Annotated in this window: 14 protein-coding genes; 6 read left to right on the top strand and 8 right to left on the bottom strand. The window is 66.6% G+C overall.

Annotated elements, in window-relative coordinates; all coding sequences use genetic code 11:
* Nucleotides 1-24 precede the first annotated feature (24 nt).
* From ACUDP5_RS25535 to ACUDP5_RS25525, 3 genes are all read left to right on the top strand, one after another.
* The gene (locus tag ACUDP5_RS25535) at nucleotides 25-738 is read left to right on the top strand and encodes a response regulator transcription factor (protein WP_445657527.1); all 714 of its coding nucleotides are present in this window, start codon (nucleotides 25-27) and stop codon (nucleotides 736-738) included.
* Nucleotides 735-2,066 carry a sensor histidine kinase gene (locus ACUDP5_RS25530; RefSeq protein ID WP_263909642.1) on the top strand — a complete coding sequence of 444 codons (1,332 nt, stop codon included), beginning with the start codon at nucleotides 735-737 and terminating at the stop codon, nucleotides 2,064-2,066. Before ACUDP5_RS25535 ends, ACUDP5_RS25530 begins: the two co-directional genes overlap by 4 nt.
* A 193-nt stretch (nucleotides 2,067-2,259) precedes the next feature.
* Nucleotides 2,260-2,976, top strand: coding sequence for a phosphatase PAP2 family protein (locus ACUDP5_RS25525; RefSeq protein WP_263909643.1), 717 nt, complete (start codon nucleotides 2,260-2,262; stop codon nucleotides 2,974-2,976).
* Here ACUDP5_RS25525 and ACUDP5_RS25520 read toward each other — a convergent pair.
* The 5 genes from ACUDP5_RS25520 to ACUDP5_RS25500 all read right to left on the bottom strand — a co-directional run bounded on the left by ACUDP5_RS25520 (nucleotide 2,928) and on the right by ACUDP5_RS25500 (nucleotide 7,609).
* Nucleotides 2,928-4,211, bottom strand: a complete 1,284-nt coding sequence (locus ACUDP5_RS25520) for a TRAP transporter large permease (RefSeq protein WP_445657526.1) — start codon at nucleotides 4,209-4,211, stop codon at nucleotides 2,928-2,930. The genes ACUDP5_RS25525 and ACUDP5_RS25520 overlap by 49 nt on opposite strands.
* Nucleotides 4,202-4,765 carry a TRAP transporter small permease gene (locus ACUDP5_RS25515; RefSeq protein WP_263909647.1) on the bottom strand — a complete coding sequence of 188 codons (564 nt, stop codon included), beginning with the start codon at nucleotides 4,763-4,765 and terminating at the stop codon, nucleotides 4,202-4,204. Before ACUDP5_RS25515 ends, ACUDP5_RS25520 begins: the two co-directional genes overlap by 10 nt.
* A 9-nt stretch (nucleotides 4,766-4,774) precedes the next feature.
* Complete coding sequence (locus ACUDP5_RS25510; RefSeq protein WP_263909648.1) at nucleotides 4,775-5,752, bottom strand: TRAP transporter substrate-binding protein; 978 nt, start codon at nucleotides 5,750-5,752, stop codon at nucleotides 4,775-4,777.
* Between the two features lie 121 nt (nucleotides 5,753-5,873).
* Nucleotides 5,874-6,755 carry an SMP-30/gluconolactonase/LRE family protein gene (locus ACUDP5_RS25505; protein WP_445657525.1) on the bottom strand — a complete coding sequence of 294 codons (882 nt, stop codon included), beginning with the start codon at nucleotides 6,753-6,755 and terminating at the stop codon, nucleotides 5,874-5,876.
* Nucleotides 6,756-6,769: 14 nt separating this feature from the next.
* Complete coding sequence (locus ACUDP5_RS25500) at nucleotides 6,770-7,609, bottom strand: NAD-dependent epimerase/dehydratase family protein (RefSeq protein WP_445657524.1); 840 nt, start codon at nucleotides 7,607-7,609, stop codon at nucleotides 6,770-6,772.
* A 129-nt stretch (nucleotides 7,610-7,738) separates the two neighbouring features.
* Between ACUDP5_RS25500 and ACUDP5_RS25495 the strand changes: the two genes are divergently transcribed.
* A complete protein-coding gene (locus ACUDP5_RS25495) occupies nucleotides 7,739-8,467 on the top strand; it encodes a FadR family transcriptional regulator (RefSeq protein ID WP_263909654.1) in 729 nt (242 codons plus the stop codon).
* Between the two features lie 290 nt (nucleotides 8,468-8,757).
* On the top strand, nucleotides 8,758-10,653 hold the full coding sequence (locus ACUDP5_RS25490; RefSeq protein WP_445657523.1) for an LTA synthase family protein: 1,896 nt from the start codon (nucleotides 8,758-8,760) through the stop codon (nucleotides 10,651-10,653).
* Between the two features lie 778 nt (nucleotides 10,654-11,431).
* Here ACUDP5_RS25490 and fahA read toward each other — a convergent pair.
* Nucleotides 11,432-12,751 carry a fumarylacetoacetase gene (gene fahA / locus ACUDP5_RS25485; protein ID WP_445657522.1) on the bottom strand — a complete coding sequence of 440 codons (1,320 nt, stop codon included), beginning with the start codon at nucleotides 12,749-12,751 and terminating at the stop codon, nucleotides 11,432-11,434.
* A 120-nt stretch (nucleotides 12,752-12,871) separates the two neighbouring features.
* Nucleotides 12,872-14,170 (bottom strand): homogentisate 1,2-dioxygenase, encoded by a 1,299-nt coding sequence (gene hmgA / locus ACUDP5_RS25480; RefSeq protein WP_445657521.1) that lies wholly within the window; start codon nucleotides 14,168-14,170, stop codon nucleotides 12,872-12,874.
* Nucleotides 14,171-14,335: 165 nt separating this feature from the next.
* On the opposite strand from hmgA, the gene ACUDP5_RS25475 reads away from it, so the two are divergent.
* A complete protein-coding gene (locus ACUDP5_RS25475) occupies nucleotides 14,336-15,253 on the top strand; it encodes a LysR family transcriptional regulator (protein WP_445657520.1) in 918 nt (305 codons plus the stop codon).
* Here the strand turns inward: ACUDP5_RS25475 and ACUDP5_RS25470 are convergent.
* Nucleotides 15,219-15,437 carry a DUF2783 domain-containing protein gene (locus ACUDP5_RS25470; RefSeq protein ID WP_445657519.1) on the bottom strand — a complete coding sequence of 73 codons (219 nt, stop codon included), beginning with the start codon at nucleotides 15,435-15,437 and terminating at the stop codon, nucleotides 15,219-15,221. The two genes, ACUDP5_RS25475 and ACUDP5_RS25470, sit on opposite strands and share 35 nt — an antisense overlap.
* Between the last annotated feature and the right edge of the window lie 11 nt (nucleotides 15,438-15,448).

Below are 15,448 nucleotides of genomic sequence, written 5' to 3'. Positions count from 1 at the left end.
TTTCTTTCCATGGGGAATGCAACGATGGCGGCCAGTCCCGCAGCGGGTGAGAATCAACGGATCCTGATCGTCGAAGACGATCACATCATCGCCGGCAACCTGTACACCTTCCTGGAAGCGCGCAAGTTTCTGCCGGACGTGGCCTACAGCGGCCCGGCCGCGCTCAAGCGCCTGGAAGAGCAGCGATTCGACGCGATGATCCTGGATATCGGCCTGCCGGGCATGGACGGCAACGCGGTGCTGCACGCGCTGCGCAACGAGAAGCGCCTTGCGCTGCCGGTGCTGGTGCTGACCGCGCGCGACAGCCTCGAAGACAAGCTGGCCGGCTTTTCCCATGGTGCCGACGACTACCTGACCAAACCGTTCGCGCTGCTGGAGGTCGAAGCCCGCCTGCTGGCGCTGATCCAGCGCGCCAAGGGTTCCACGGTGGACACGGTGCGGGTGTTTGGCGACCTGCAGTACGACACGCGCAGCCGCATGGTGTCCATCGCAGGCAAGCCGGTGCACCTGACGCGCAAGGCAACCATCATTCTTGAAGCGCTCTTGCGCGATCCGGGCAGGGTGGTGTCGCGGGAAGAGCTGGAAGCGCAACTGTGGGGCAGCGAACCGCCGTCTTCCGACGCCTTGCGCAGCCAGGTGCACCTGCTGCGCCGTGCGCTGGCCGACGCCGGCTTTGACGGCATCGAAACCCTGCACGGCACGGGCTGGCGGCTGGTGGCCAGCGGAGCGGCCGCATGAATCGGCCCTCGACAGGGGCGGGGACCCTGACCCAACGCGTGGTGTGGGCGTTGACAGGCACCGTGGCGTTGTTCGTCACCGCCCTGGCGTTGCTGGCCTACCTGACGTTCGACCAGATGGAAGACGACCTGGTCAACGACATCCTCAACACCGAAATGGACCGCCTGGTGCAGCACGCACGCACCAGCGACCAGTTCCTGCCGCGCCGCGGCGCCCGCGAACTGGGCGGGTCCATGCGGGCCTGGCTCAGCGTCGACGGCGAGCCGGCCGTCGGCATGCCCGAAGAGATCCGCGGGCTGGACAACGGCCTGCACCTGATCGAGCCCGGCGCCTACACCTGGCATGTGATGGTGGCTGAAACCGGCACCGGCAAGGTTTATCTGCTGTACGACGCGACCGACAACGAAGAGCGGGTGCATGATTTCGGATTGATCGTGCTGGGTGTCGGAGCGATTTGCGTGGTGGGCGCCTATGCCTTGTCACGCAGGGTGGCCGCGGTGGCGGTCGGGCCGCTGCTTGACCTGACTGACCGCTTGTCGACCTGGGCGCCGGGGGCGCCCGACCTGGCGGTGACCCGTGACGACGAGGCGGGCCGGCTGATCGAGGCCTTCAACCGGGTGCAGAACCAGGTCGACCGATCGATTGCGCGCGAGCGCGAATTTGCCGGCAATCTCAGCCACGAGGTCCGGACCCCGCTGGCGGCCATCCGGTCCGACAGCGAACTGATGCTGTTGACGCAGGAACTGACCCCGGATCAGCGCCAGCGGTTGACGCGCGTGGTGGATAACGTCGATGACGTCATCGTCTGCCTGGAGAGCGCGCGCGCCATGGCCCGCGACCAGCTGCGGCCCCCGGAACCGGTCGATCTGGCCGAGTGCATGCTGGACGCGTGGCGCGGCTATGAAACGCAGGCGGAAATGGCCGGTCTGCGGTTCGACAATCGCATCGCGGCGGACCACATCCGCATCCTGGACCGCTATGCCCTGCTGACCGTACTGCGCAACCTGGTGCGCAATGCGGTCGAACACGCCGCGCCGGCCACCCTGACCGCCAGCCTCGAGGCCGACGGTACCCTTTTGCTCCGAGACGACGGCAAAGGGATTGCGGCGGACGATCTGCCGTTCTTGTTCCGTCGCTACTACAGCGGCCGGATGCGCGATTCAGGTATGGCCGGGCGGGACGAAACCGCCCGCGGTCTGGGGCTGGCGATCGCCAAGCGGGTTTGCGACATGCAGGGCTGGACGCTGACAGTCGATTCCTCCCGCGAAGGCGACAATCGCGGCACGCGCTTTACGCTGCGGCTGGATACGGCCGGCGCAGCGGCTTGAGCGGGTGGCTCAGGGGGCACGCACGAGCGGGATGGCAGTGCGTGAGCGAATTTGACGAATTTTCGACTATTCCGAGCCTAAGCTGTCCGCTTCGGCCGACCGCCGCCGCCCCGTGCCCTTCATGCCACCGTTATCCCTGCCTGCGTCTGCCAGGCCGACGTCTGCTTCCTATTTCTTCACGCATGTCCTTGGCGTGACGCTGATGCTCGCCTGCCTGGCGTGGTGGGCAAACGCGTCAGGCCTAGACCTGGCGATCGGACGGGCGTTGTTCAGCCCCGCGCTGGATGATTTCCCATTGCATACCAACCGCTGGCTCGAACTGGTGGGGCATCGCATGGTCCTCACCCTGCCCATCGGCATCGCCCTGGGCGCCGTGGCGGTTGCCGCCGCCAGCTACCGCATCCCGGCCTGGCGTCCGTTGCGCGGTGCGGCGCTGGCCGTGGCCTTGACCTGCCTGGTCGGACAGTTGGCGGTCAACCAGCTCAAGCACTACACCACGTTGCCGCGTCCCTATGACCTGGACACCCTGGGCGGCTACACGCCGTATCCCTTGTCCTGGTGGACCTGGGACCGGAGCAAGGCGGGGGGCGCCCTGCCCAGCGGGCATGCCGGCGCCGGTTATTCCATGCTGACCCTGTATTTCGCCGGTTGGGCGGCCGGGCGGCCGGGCTGGCGGTGGTGGGGGTTGGCAGCGGGCGTGGTGGCCGGTGTGGCGTTTTCCGCCGTACGCATCCTTCAAGGGGCGCACTTCCTGAGCCAGACGCTTTGGTCCGCGGCCTTGATGTGGCTGCTCGCGGCGCTGTTCTTCTGGCCGGTGCTGCGGGGACGGAACGCCAGCGGCGCGTCCCCGCTTCCAACGGTTCAGTTGAGCAGCACGCCGGGCAGCCATAGCGAGAACGCCGGCACGTAGGTCACCAGCGCCAGGGCCGCCAAGAGCGCGCCGTAGAACGGCCAGATCGTTCGCATCACCGTGCCCACCGAGACGCCGCCGATGGCGCAGCCCACGAACTGCGTCGTGCCCACCGGCGGTGTGTTCAGCCCCAGTGCGCAATTGAGCAGCATCACCATGCCGAACTGCACCGGGCCCATGCCGTACTGCATGCAGATCGGCAGGAAGATCGGCGTGCAGATCAGGATGGTCGCGGCCATGTCCAGGAAGGTCCCGAGCACGAACAGGATGACGTTGACCATCAGGAAGATGGCCCAGGGGCTGGTGGACACCGACGCCATCAGTTCGCCGGTCTTCTCGGCCACGCCATAGAAGCTGATCAGGTAGCCGAAGGTGGCAGAAATGCCGATCAGCAGCAGCACCACGCCGGTCGTCTTGACCGCCTTGCTGGCGGCGCGCACGAACTGGTCCCAGGTCAGCGAGCGATAGACGAAGATGGTCAGCGCCAAGGCGTACAGCACCGCCACCGCGGCCGATTCGGTTGCGGTGAAGACGCCGCTCAGGATGCCGGCGATGATCAGCACCACCACGAACAGCCCCGGCGCCGCCGCCACCAGCGAGCGCGCGACGATGACCCAGCCGGGAAACGTGCCTGCCGGGTAGCCGCGGCTGCGCGCCACGAAATAGGCCGCCGCCAGGTTGCACAGCGTCAGGATCAGCGCGGGCACGACGCCCGCGGCGATCAGGGCGGCGATGGACACCTTGCCGCCCGCGGCCAGCGTGTAGATGATGATGTTATGGCTGGTGGGCATCAGCGCGCCGACCAGCGCCGCGTGGGTCGTGACGTTGACGGCGTAGTCGGCGTGATAGCCCTCGCGCTTCATCATCGGGATCATCACCGAACCCATCGCCGACACGTCCGCCACGGGCGAACCCGACACGCCGCCGAACAGCGTGCAGGCCACCACGTTGGACATGCCCAGGCCGCCGCGTACGTGCCCCACCAGCGATTTGGCGAAGGCCACGATGCGGTCGGCGATGCCGCCGTACAGCATCAGCTCGCCGGTAAAGATGAAGAACGGGATGGCCAGGAACGAAAACGCGTTCATGCCCGAGGTCATCTGCTGGAAGGCGACCGCCAGCGGCAGGTCTTCGTACATGATGGCCGTGATGGACGACAGGCCGATGGCGAAGGCCACCGGCACGCCGATCACCAGGAAGCCCATGAAGGTGAACGAGAGTAGGGTCAGCGCCATGCCGGTACCACCTTCTGGTTGCGCAGCAGGGCGATGACGTGCTCGATGGAAAAGAGCGCGATCAACGTGCCGGACAGGGCTGCGGGAATGTATTTCCAGCCATTGGAGATGCCCAGGTTGGGAATCTTGTAGAGCCAGACGGATTCGGCGAGCAGGGCGCAGTTCCAGGCCATCAGCACGCCGAACAGCAGCACCAGCAGATGGATGAATATCTTCAGGCGACGCTGGCCGGCCGCGGGCAGCGCGTCCACCAGCGACTCGAAGCCGATGTGGCCGGCATCGCGCACGCCTACCGCCGCGCCCAGCATGGTGACGTACAGCACCAGCAGCAAGGCCAGGCTTTCGGCCCAGGTGGGCGTGCTGTTGAGCACATGGCGGCCGAAGATCTGCAGCGATACGGCGACGATCAGGCAGACCAGCCCGAACACGCTGGTCCACATGCACAGGCGCGCCAGCTTGGCGCAGCCGCGGGAGTAGGCGTCCAGCGGGGCAGCCAGGGCATGCGCCCGGCCCCCCGCCGCGACATCCGGTTCATTCGTGGAGGTAGCCAACATGATGTTCCCTTACTGGACGGCCTGGATCCTGGCGACCAGGTCTTTCATGTCGGGGGTGGTGACGTAGCGGTCATAGACCGGCTTCATCGCCGCCTGGAACGAGGCCTTGTCTACCTCGACGATCTGCGAACCGGCCTTCTCGACCACGGCGCGGGACTTCTGTTCGCGCTCGTCCCACAACTTGCGCATGTAGGGCACCGATTCGCGTGCAGCCTCGCGCAGGATCTTCTGGTCGTCGGCCGACAGCTTGTCCCACTGCCGCTTCGAGAAGATGAGTATCTCGGGCGTCATGGTGTGGTCGGTCATGGCGTAGTACTTGGCCACTTCGTAGTGGTGCGCGCTCTCGTAGCTGGGGTAGTTGTTCTCGGCCGCGTCCACCAGCCCCGTCTTGAGCGAGGTGTAGACCTCGCCCATCGGCATCGGCGTGGCGTTGCCGCCCATCGCTTCCACCATGGCCACCGACAGGTCCGACTGCTGCACCCGGATCTTCAGGCCCTTGGCGTCGGCCAGCGTCTTGATCGGCTTGTTGCGCGTGTACATCGAACGCGAGCCGCTGTCATACCAGGCCAGGCCCACGAAGCCGGCCGACTCGCACGAACGCAGGATCTGCTCGCCAATGTCGCTGTCCAGCACCTTGTGCAAGTGCTCTTTGGAGCGGAACAGGAACGGCAGCGACGGCACCCGCGTGGTCTGGCAGATGTTGTGCATGGCGGCGCTGGAGACGCGCGCCATGGCCAGCGCACCCATCTTCACTTGTTCGATCGAATCGTCTTCGTTGCCCAGCGCGGCGCCGGCATACACCTTGACGGTGATGCGGCCGTTGGTGCGCTGCTTGACCTGTTCGCCGAACTGGCGCACGGCTTGCACGGTGGGGTAATCGTCGGGATGGATATCCGCGGAGCGCAGCTCGGCGGCATGGGTCGCGGGAATCAGCGTCAGCAAGGCAGCCGCGGCCAGGAGGGCGCGGGTCAGGGTCGGGGCAAGCATGTCTACCTCCGGTAGGGAGTACGGCGTTTCGTTGAGGGCCCGTGGGGCCCCGAAGCTCTTTGATGTGTCGGACCTGCCTACTACTCATGCGTGGGCGCAAGGCTTGCGCCGCGGTCGGGTGCTAGCCGGCGCTTGCGGTTTCCTCCAGCCCCCGCGCGCCGGGGCGCAGGGCAAAGACGGCGCCGGCCAGGGAGCCGGGGGCCGCGTCCGCGGGGCGGATGGACGTGACGAACAGCACATCCAGGTCCGGCCCGCCGAAGGCGCACATCGCGACTCGCGGGGCGGGCACGTCGACGCTGCGGTCCAGCCGGCCGTCCGGTGTGTAGCGGTAGATGCGGCCCGCTTCGTTGCCGCAGATCCAGTAGCCGCCGTCGGCGTCCACGGCCGCGCCGTCGGGGCGGCCGGCGGGCAGCTTCGGGATGAACACGCGGCGGTTGCTCGGCACGCCGGTGTCGGTGTCGTAGTCGTAGGCCCAGACCACCTGCCGTGCCGGATGCGAATCCGACAGGTACAGGGTGCGGCCGTCGGGGCTGAATGCCAGGCCGTTGGGCACGATCAGGTTGTCGATCACGGCATGCAGCGCGTCGCCGCCGTCATGCCGGTACAGGCGGCCGGCATGGCTGGCCAGGCTCATGTCCATGACCATGGTGCCGGCCCAGAAGCGGCCCTGGCGGTCACAGCGGCCGTCGTTGAAGCGCATGCCGGGCGCCCCATGCTGCACGCAGACCAGCGACTGCGGCAGGCAAGCCTGCCCCGCGACCAGCGGCCCGCAGGCGTACAGCCCGTCTTCCATGGCCAGCAGCCAGCCGTCGCCGCGCGGCGCGATGCAGCCGGCCATCTGCGGCAGCGCCCAGTGGTCGATCGCGCCGTTGGCCGGCGTCCAGCGCCAGAGTGCACGGCCAGGGATGTCGGTCCAATAGAAGGATTGCTCGGCGGCGCGCCAGACCGGGCTTTCGCCCACGCCGCAGAGCTGGGTGCCGATGCGTTCAGCGGAGGTCGCCATGGCGGGGGCGGGAATCAGCGGGGCGGAAAGGGGAAGGGGCCGGCCTTGACGAAGGCGCCGCCCTGGTAGCGGGCGGCCGGGTCGTCGGCGGGCAAGGGCGGCTGCGCCTCGACCTGGGCACGGAAGGTTTCGGACGAGTCCTTGGGCGCGAAACCCAGCGCGGCGGCGCGGGCATTGTCCCACCAGCTGTCTCGGTTGGCCGACGCGCCGTAGGCGATCAGGTGGCCGACGCCCGGCGTGAACAGGGATCGCACCACCAGGTCGGTCAGGTCGTCATAGCTGAGCCAGGTGACCATCATGCGGCGATCCTTGGGCTCGGGAAACGACGAGCCGATGCGCAGGCAGACCGTCTCGATGCCGTAGCGATCGTAGTAGAAGCGCGACAGGTTTTCGCCGTAGGCCTTGCTCAGGCCGTAGTAGCCGTCGGGGCGCAGCGGCACGTCGGCATCGAGTTGCACGCCTTGTTCGTAGAAGCCGATCACGTGGTTGGAACTGGCGAACACCACGCGCCGCACGCCATGGACGCGGGCGGCTTCGTACACGTGGTACACGCCCTGGATGTTGGCCGGCAGGATTTCCTCGAAAGAACGTTCCACGGACACGCCGCCCAGGTGCACAATGGCGTCGGCGCCGCGCACCAGTTCGGACACGGCGGCGGCGTCGGCCAGGTTGCAGGGCATGACTTCTTCGCCGGGGCCGGCGGGCGCCATCGCTGCCACGTCGGAAACCCGCAGCACGTCGGCATGGGCTTTCAAGCGTGGCCGCAGTACCTTGCCCAGGTTGCCGGCCGCGCCGGTCAATAGCAGGCGATGGCAACGCGGAGAAGCGGGCATGCGGTCGACAACTTGGCTCATGGCGCAACACTCGGTGGATGGCGCGGTGGAGAGGACGTATCTGGTACGTTATCGTACAACCTGCCCAAAGTATAATAACCACGAAATTTTGCAGTCAAGCTCCACGCAACCGCTTTCGGATAATCCCTGATGAACGCTCCTGTCGATACCCCCGTCTTGCCGCAGCGTCGTCCCCGCAACCTGGCCCAGGGCCTGGTCGAGAGCATCTCCGAACGCATCCGGAGCGGCGAGATCCGCCCGGGCGACAAGCTGCCCACGGAGTCCGAAATCATGCGGCAGTTCGGCGTCAGCCGTACTGTCGTGCGCGAAGCCCTGTCGCGGCTGCAGGCTTCAGGCCTGGTCGAAACCCACCATGGCGTGGGTACCTACGCGCTGGAGCCCAGCGGCGGCGGCGATTTCCGCGTGGACCCGGCCGATATCGCCACCGTGCGCGACGTGCTGGTGCTGCTGGAACTGCGCATCTGCCTGGAAAGCGAGGCCGCGGGCCTGGCCGCGATCCGCCGCAGCGAGGCCCAGTTGGCCGACATGCGCCGCGCGCTGGACGCCTTCAAGAGCGCGCTGGATAGCGGCGGCGACACCATCACCCCCGATTTCCAGTTCCACCTGCTGGTATCCCAGGCCACCGACAACCGCTATTTCGCCGACCTGATGTCGCACCTGGGTTCGGCCATCATTCCCCGTACCCGCATCAATTCGGCCAAGTTCGCCCACGAAGACCGCCCCGCCTATCTGGCCCGGGTCAACCTGGAGCATGAAGACATCTACAGCGCCATCGTCCGCCAGGACGCCGAAGGCGCCCGCGCCGCGATGCGCACCCATTTGAGCAACAGCCGCGAGCGCTTGCGCAAGGTGCAATAAGGGCCAGGGCGCCGCCGCGGCGGCGCACCCCGCGTTGGGGCCGCCGCAGCGGACGATACGGCCATCAACCCGCCCGGGCGCGATGCCGGCGCAATTGAAATACGACGTCATACAACGTTTGTATGCTTCTGTTCGTCGTCCTGCCTTCGCGACTCGCCGCCGTCGGGGCCATGAAACCGCGTTAATCTTGTGGCCGTTTCATTCACCGGACGGCACGGCATGGTTTGGCTCGGTCATCGTAGCGACGCATCAACACTAGGGCTTGGCAGCCGCCAGGGGAGGGCCGTCGCATGCGCCGCCTGACACTCCGGTTCATCCTGTCGGTCCTGATCCTGCTGACCCTCAGCCGGCTGGGCCTGGCGCTGTGGATGTGGGACCGCGTCGAAGCCGCAGGCGGCTTGTGGCCCGTGCTGTTCGGGGGCCTGCGCATCGACGTCTGCCTGCTGTCGATGGTGATCGCGCTGCCCGCGGTGTTCTCGCCGTGGTTCGGCCACCGCGCCTGGGGCGCCCGCGTCACGGCCTGGTGGTTCCGCCTCTGGTGGATGCTGTACGTGCTGCTGGAAGTGTCCACGCCGCAATTCATCGCCGAATACGACACGCGGCCCAACCGCCTGTACTTCATCTACCTGCTCAATCCTAAAGAAGTCGGCTCGATGCTGTGGCAAGGCTACAAGGGCGTGCTGCTCGCCGCCGCCATCGTGCTGATCCTGGCGGCCTGGCTGGCGATCAAGCTGTTCCCGGTGCGCGTGCGCGACCCGTTCATGGCATGGTGGAAGCGGCCGGTGGCGACGCTGGTCATCCTGGCCCTGGTCGTGCTGGGGGCCCGCGGCACGCTGGAACACCGCCCCATCAATCCGGCCAAGGTGGCATTCAGTTCCGACGCCATGGTCAATTCGCTGGCGCTGAACTCGCTGTATAGCGTGTTCGACGCCGCCTACCGCATGCGCGACGAACGCTCGTCGGCCGCGATGTATCCCAAGATGCCGGTGGACGAGATGAACGCCATCGTGCGAGAAAAAGCCGGCCTGTCCGGCCCGCCGCTGGACCCGCGCTATCCCAGCCTGCACGAGCAGAAAGCCACCGTGCGTCGCGACAAGCCGCTGAACGTGGTGATCATCCTGCAGGAAAGCCTGGGCGCCCAATACGTCGGCAGCCTGGGCGGCAAGGACCTGACGCCCAACATCGACCGCCTGGCCAAGGACGGCTGGATGTTCCACCGCGCCTACGCCACCGGCACCCGTTCGGTGCGCGGCATCGAGGCCGTGACCGCAGGCTTCCTGCCCAGCGTGGCCGACGCCGTGGTGAAATTGCCGCGCTCGCAGACCGGCTTTTTCACGCTGGCACAGGTGCTGGGCAAGCACGGCTACCACTCGCGTTTCGTCTACGGCGGCGAATCGCATTTCGACAACATGCGCGCGTTCTTCCTGGGCAACGGCTTCAATGAAATCGTCGACCGTCCGAAGTTCGTGAACCCGGTATTCGAAGGTTCGTGGGGCGCGTCCGACGAAGACATGTTCAACCAGGTCGACCGCCTGCTGCGCGAAGACGGCGACAAGCCGGTCTTCACCCTGGCGTTCTCGGTCAGCAACCACTCCCCCTGGGAGTACCCCGCCGGCCGCATCCAGCCGGTGGGCGACCCGGCCAGCGTGGACAACACGGTGCGCTATGCCGACTGGGCGCTGGGCCAATTCTTCGACAAGGCCCGCCAGGCCCCGTACTGGAACAACACCGTATTCCTGGTCATCGCCGACCACGACTCCCGCGTCTACGGCTCGATCCCGGTCCCGGTGCGCCATTTCCAGATCCCCGCGCTGATCCTGGGCGCCGGCATCACCCCCCGCCAGGACGAGCGCATCGTGAGCCAGATCGACATGGCGCCGACACTGCTGTCCCTGATCGGCCTGGACAACGTGAACCCGATGCTGGGCGCAGATCTGACGCAACGAGATCCGAATCGGGCGCTGATGCAGTACGCAGACAATTTCGGCTATCTACGCGGCGACAAGCTGCTGGTTCTGGAACCGTCGAAGGCACCAAAAGAATATCGGTATGAGGCGGCGCCGGTGGGGCGTGATGAGATCTACGAACCTGTTGAGCCGGCAGACGATGCGCTTGTGAAAGAAGCTTTGGCGCATGGATTGTGGGGGAGTTGGGTCTATCGGGAAGAGAAGTATCGGTTGCCTTGAGTTGGGCTCTTGAGCCTGTTGAGTTCTTGAGCCGCGCTTGGCGGTGTCGGTGTGGGGTGGGCGGGGCTACGATTGCGGTCCGGAGCCTTCGCTCCGGACTGCCCCGTCGTCATCCTCGTCCAGGCCTTCGGCCTTCCCTACGGATTCCCTCGGGCGCATCTAACGCCCCGCCCACCCCACACCGACACCGCCAAGCGCTCACGTTGAAGATTAGCCTCGGGCGCTGGGGCGGGTGGTGTGCTTGGCATATTTATCCCCGTTGGAGTGGGGTGGGCGGGGTGGGGCGTTGCCCGCTTCGTGCCGGCCGCGCGGGCGGCCTTACGAAGCTTACGCGGCGTCTTGCGTGCGCTGATGACGCTCTCGCGTGTGGGTGGCGGGGTTGGTGGCGTGACGATGTCGCTCTTGTGTGTGTGCGATGCAGGTGGCATCGGCAATGCTGTTGGCCTGTAGCGGCGCGGATGCCGTGGCGTTCGACATGAATGTGCAGCGCCCGATGGGCGGCGCGCGAGATAGTCAGCATGCGCAAGCAGGACCCTGCCGCGCCGCCCATCACCGCCCCACCCCCAACGTGACGAGCCACTAGAAAACCAATCTCCAACAGCGCGGAGCGCCGTCGCAACACTTTCCAGCAACGCAATGCCAAACGTGGCCGCCCGCGCGGCCGCGGCTTGGCGACCCTGCAGATTCCATTCCCTGACCACAGGTCCAGCAGCGCAACGAACCGAGACACCCCCGCGCCGGGCGACCTACGAAGCGACAACCGCACGATCCAAATAACTTAAACCCGAGCCGGCAACACAGTCCCGGAAGCCTCACCAAAGCCAATCCGAGGATACCCAGCCTTCACACACTCAGCCCGCATGATCACCTGATCCCCATCTTGCAGGAACGTCCGCTTCTCCCCCCAAGGCAGATCGAATGCCGTCTTCCCGCCATTGCTCAGTTCCAGCAGCGAACCTGCTTCCGCCGCTTGCGGACCCGATAGCGTCCCCGTACCCAGCATGTCGCCCGGTTGCAGGTTGCAGCCGTTGACCGTGTGGTGCGTGATCAGTTGGGCGATGTTCCAGTAGGCGTCGCGGAAATTGCTGCGCGAGAGTTTGGCCGGGGGCAGTTTTTCGGCGCGCGACTTGTCCGTCGTCAGCAGCACTTCCATCTGCACATCGTAGGCGCCCTTCGCGCGGTTCGCGTCCGAGGCCAGGTAGGGCATCGGCTGGGGTTCCGACGGGCCGCGGTTCCATTGCGTGCGGAACGGTTCCAGCGCTTCCATCGTCACGATCCACGGCGAGATCGTCGAGGCGAAATTCTTCGACAGGAACGGGCCCAGCGGCTGGTATTCCCAGGCCTGGATATCGCGTGCCGACCAGTCGTTCAGGATGCACAGGCCGAACACGTGCGCGTCCGCGTCCGCCAGCGTGATGCGTTCGCCCTGCGCGTTGCCCGTGCCCACGAAAATGCCCAGTTCCAGCTCATAGTCCAGGCGCGCGCACGGGCCGAACTGCGGGTTTTCGCCTTCGTTTGCCGGACGCGTCTGGCCCACTGGGCGCGGGAACTTCTGGTCCACCCCGATGCTCGAGGCGCGGCCGTGGTAGCCGATCGGCACCCACTTGTAGTTCGGCAGCAGCGGATTGTCCGGGCGGAACTGCTTGCCCACCGACGTCGCGTGGTGCACCGAAATATAGAAGTCCGTGTAGTCGCCGATGCGGGCCGGCGTCGTGTATTCCGCCTCCGCCTGCGCCACCAGCAGCGGCTCCACATCGGCCCGCAGCGCCGCGCCTTCGCGTAGCGCGCGCGACAGCGCCAGGCGCAGGGCGCTCCAGTGGGCATGGCCCAGCGCCATCAGTGCATTCAGGCTGTCGCCCTGGCAGGCGGCCAGCGCCTCGGCGGCGGCGCCTTCGAACGGTTGTTTGGCGGCCAGGGCGGCCAGGTCCACGATCTGGTCGCCAATCGCCACGCCAGGGCGGTAGGCCTCTTGCGAGCCCTTGCGGCGGAACGCGGCGTACGGCAGGTTCTGCACCGGGAAATCGGACGTGCCCGTATTCGCGCTGGCCACCCAGCTCTTGAGGGACGGGTCGTGGGTTTCGTTGATCGTCGTGGTCATGGTGTGCGTGTCTCGTTCAGTGTGTTTGTAAGGGGCCGGCAGGCGCCGGAAAAATCCAAAGCCAAACGGCGATGCGCTTGCGCGCATCGCCGTGGGCGGGCGTGGAATCGGTCTGTCCGGTCACGCCTTGCCGGGATCGAAGTGCTTCTTGATGTCCTGCCAGCACCGGTAATAGTCGCCCTGCAATTCTACCGACGCCAATGCCTGCGCGGTCGGGCGGATCACGCGGCGCGTCTCGAACATGAACGCCATCGTGTCGCGGATGTAGTGCGCCGTGCTGGTGTCGGCGCGCGACGCCTTTTCAAACGTCTCGGCATCCGGGCCGTGGCCGCTCATGCAATTGTGCAGGCTGGCGCCACCCGGGGCGAACCCTTCGGCCTTTGCGTCGTACACGCCCTGGATCAGGCCCATGAATTCGCTGGCCACGTTGCGATGGAACCAGGGCGGACGGAACGTGTTTTCCATCGCCAGGATGCGCGGCGGGAAGATCGCGAAGTCCATGTTTGCCGTGCCCGGGGTGTCGGACGGCGCCGTCAGCACCGTGAAGATCGACGGGTCCGGATGGTCGAAGCTGATCGAGCCGATCGTGTTGAAGTGGCGCAGGTCGTACTTGTACGGTGCGTGCGTGCCGTGCCAGGCCACCACGTCCAGCGGCGAATGGCCGATGGGGGCGCGCCAGAAGCCGCCCGTGAACTTGGCGATCAGTTCGAAATCGCCTTCCACGTCTTCGTACCAGGCCACCGGCGTCTTGAAATCGCGCGCATTGGCCAGGCAGTTCGAGCCGATCGGGCCCAGTTCCGGCAGGCGCAGCGCGGCGCCGAAGTTCTCCAGCATGTAGCCGCGCGCCGTGTCGTCCAGCAGTTGCACGGCAAAGCGGACGCCGCGCGGGATCACGGCGATTTCCAGCGGTTCCAGATCGATCAGGCCCAGCTCGGTGGCCAGGCGCAGGCGGCCTTGCTGCGGAACCAGCAGCAGCTCGCCGTCGGCGTTGTAGAAGTAGCGGCCCTTCATGCTGCGATTGGCGGCGTACAGATGGATGCCGACGCCGCCCTGCTCGTCGGGGCCGCCATTGCCACCCCAGGTCTTCACGCCTTCCAGGAAATCGGTGGGGGCGGTGGGGATGGGCAGCGGGCTCCAGCGCAGCTGGTTGGGTGTGACCGGGCCTTCGCCGAACGTGCTTTGCCACCCTGCGGCGCCGCCGAACGGTTCAAACGGTTTGTGCTGGGCGCCCGGGCGGATGCGATACAGCCACGAGCGGCGGTTCTCGCTGCGCGGCGCCGTGAACGCGGTGCCGGACAACTGCTCGGCATACAGGCCGTAGGGGCATTGCTGCGGCGAATTGCGGCCCAGCGGCAGCGCGCCGGGCAGGGCTTCGGTGGCACAGTCGTTGCCGAAGCCGGTCTGGTATTGCAGTTCCATGGAATCCTCCTGGGTGGCGCGCGGTGCGTGGCCGCGCGGTCTTGGTTCTGGGGCCTCTGGCAGCGCTTGTCCCGGGCCGATGCGCCATTGTCGGAAAAAAGCCCCACTATGGCTACGGGAATGCAAAAATAGCGACTATAAATTTTGTGAATAGTAGGGGGGCGCATGGCCGAGCTGCGCGACGTCGACCTGAATCTGTTGATCCTGTTCCAGCACCTGCTGGAAGACCGCAACCTGTCCGCCGTGGCGCGGCGGCTGGACTTGTCGCAACCTGCCGTCAGCAATGCCCTGCGGCGGCTGCGCCTGGCCTTTGGCGACGAACTGTTCGTGCGCACCGCCCAGGGCATGCTGCCCACCCCGCGGGCGCAGCGCCTGGCCGGGCCGGTCAGCGAGGCGCTGGCGATGCTGACGCAGGCGCTGCAGGACCAGGATGCCTTTGACGCAGCCACCAGCACGCGGCGTTTCCGCGTGGCCATGACCGACGTGGGCGAGATTCACTTCATGCCGCGCCTGATGGAAGTGTGCGTGCAGGTGGCGCCGCAGGTGCGGATTGATTCGGTGCGGGTGCAGGGGCCCGACCTGCCGCGCGAAATGGAGGCGGGACGCGTCGACCTGGCCATCGGCGCATTCGACGAGATGGGCGCGGGCACGTTGCAGCGCATGCTGTTCCGGCAGGGCTACGCCACCCTGTTTCGCCAGGCGCATCCCACCGCCCATGCCGGCATGGGGCTGAAGGCGTTTCGCGCCGAACGCCACCTGATCGTGTCGCGCGCCGCGCCCTATGGGCAAGTGAACCAGTCCATGGAGCGGGCCGGCCTGGTGCTGGCCGAGCATTTCAGTGTGCCGCATTTCTCGGCCGTGCCGTACATCGTCAGCGCCACCGACCTGCTGGCAACCGTGCCTGAAAAGCTGGCCGCCAGCGCGGCGCCGCCCTTTGGCCTGCGCATCATGACGCCGCCGGTGAAGGTGCCGGCGCTGCAGACCAATATGTACTGGCAGCGCCGCTACGACCGCGATGGCGGCAACCAATGGCTGCGCGCCTTGATCGTCAATGCGTTTGCGGTGGGTTCGTCTGCGGCGTGACCGAGGCGCGCGCATGGGCCAGGGCCTCGCGCAGCACGGCCATGTCGCCCAGGTGATTGGCCAGCAGCAGGATCAGCGCGGCATTCATTTCCTGGCTCTGCTCGTTGCTCAGGTCGCGGTGCGCGTCGATCAGCGCTTCGTAGAAGTCGTCCGGCGCGGCCAGGTTGTTCTCGGTGATCAGCATGGGGAGTCCTT

The sequence above is a fragment of the Achromobacter sp. NCFB-sbj8-Ac1-l genome (assembly GCF_052695805.1).
Note: the sequence above shows the minus strand (reverse complement) of the source record. Positions and strands in the feature narration are given on the sequence as shown.

Coding starts and splice junctions, on each gene's coding strand:
- ACUDP5_RS25535 (WP_445657527.1), top strand. CDS start 25: ATGGCGGCCAGTCCCGCAGCGGGTGAGAATCAACGGATCCTGATCGTC.
- ACUDP5_RS25530 (WP_263909642.1), top strand. CDS start 735: ATGAATCGGCCCTCGACAGGGGCGGGGACCCTGACCCAACGCGTGGTG.
- ACUDP5_RS25520 (WP_445657526.1), bottom strand. CDS start 4,211: ATGGCGCTGACCCTACTCTCGTTCACCTTCATGGGCTTCCTGGTGATC.
- ACUDP5_RS25515 (WP_263909647.1), bottom strand. CDS start 4,765: ATGTTGGCTACCTCCACGAATGAACCGGATGTCGCGGCGGGGGGCCGG.
- ACUDP5_RS25510 (WP_263909648.1), bottom strand. CDS start 5,752: ATGCTTGCCCCGACCCTGACCCGCGCCCTCCTGGCCGCGGCTGCCTTG.
- ACUDP5_RS25505 (WP_445657525.1), bottom strand. CDS start 6,755: ATGGCGACCTCCGCTGAACGCATCGGCACCCAGCTCTGCGGCGTGGGC.
- ACUDP5_RS25500 (WP_445657524.1), bottom strand. CDS start 7,609: ATGAGCCAAGTTGTCGACCGCATGCCCGCTTCTCCGCGTTGCCATCGC.
- ACUDP5_RS25495 (WP_263909654.1), top strand. CDS start 7,739: ATGAACGCTCCTGTCGATACCCCCGTCTTGCCGCAGCGTCGTCCCCGC.
- ACUDP5_RS25490 (WP_445657523.1), top strand. CDS start 8,758: ATGCGCCGCCTGACACTCCGGTTCATCCTGTCGGTCCTGATCCTGCTG.
- fahA (WP_445657522.1), bottom strand. CDS start 12,751: ATGACCACGACGATCAACGAAACCCACGACCCGTCCCTCAAGAGCTGG.
- hmgA (WP_445657521.1), bottom strand. CDS start 14,170: ATGGAACTGCAATACCAGACCGGCTTCGGCAACGACTGTGCCACCGAA.
- ACUDP5_RS25475 (WP_445657520.1), top strand. CDS start 14,336: ATGGCCGAGCTGCGCGACGTCGACCTGAATCTGTTGATCCTGTTCCAG.
- ACUDP5_RS25470 (WP_445657519.1), bottom strand. CDS start 15,437: ATGCTGATCACCGAGAACAACCTGGCCGCGCCGGACGACTTCTACGAA.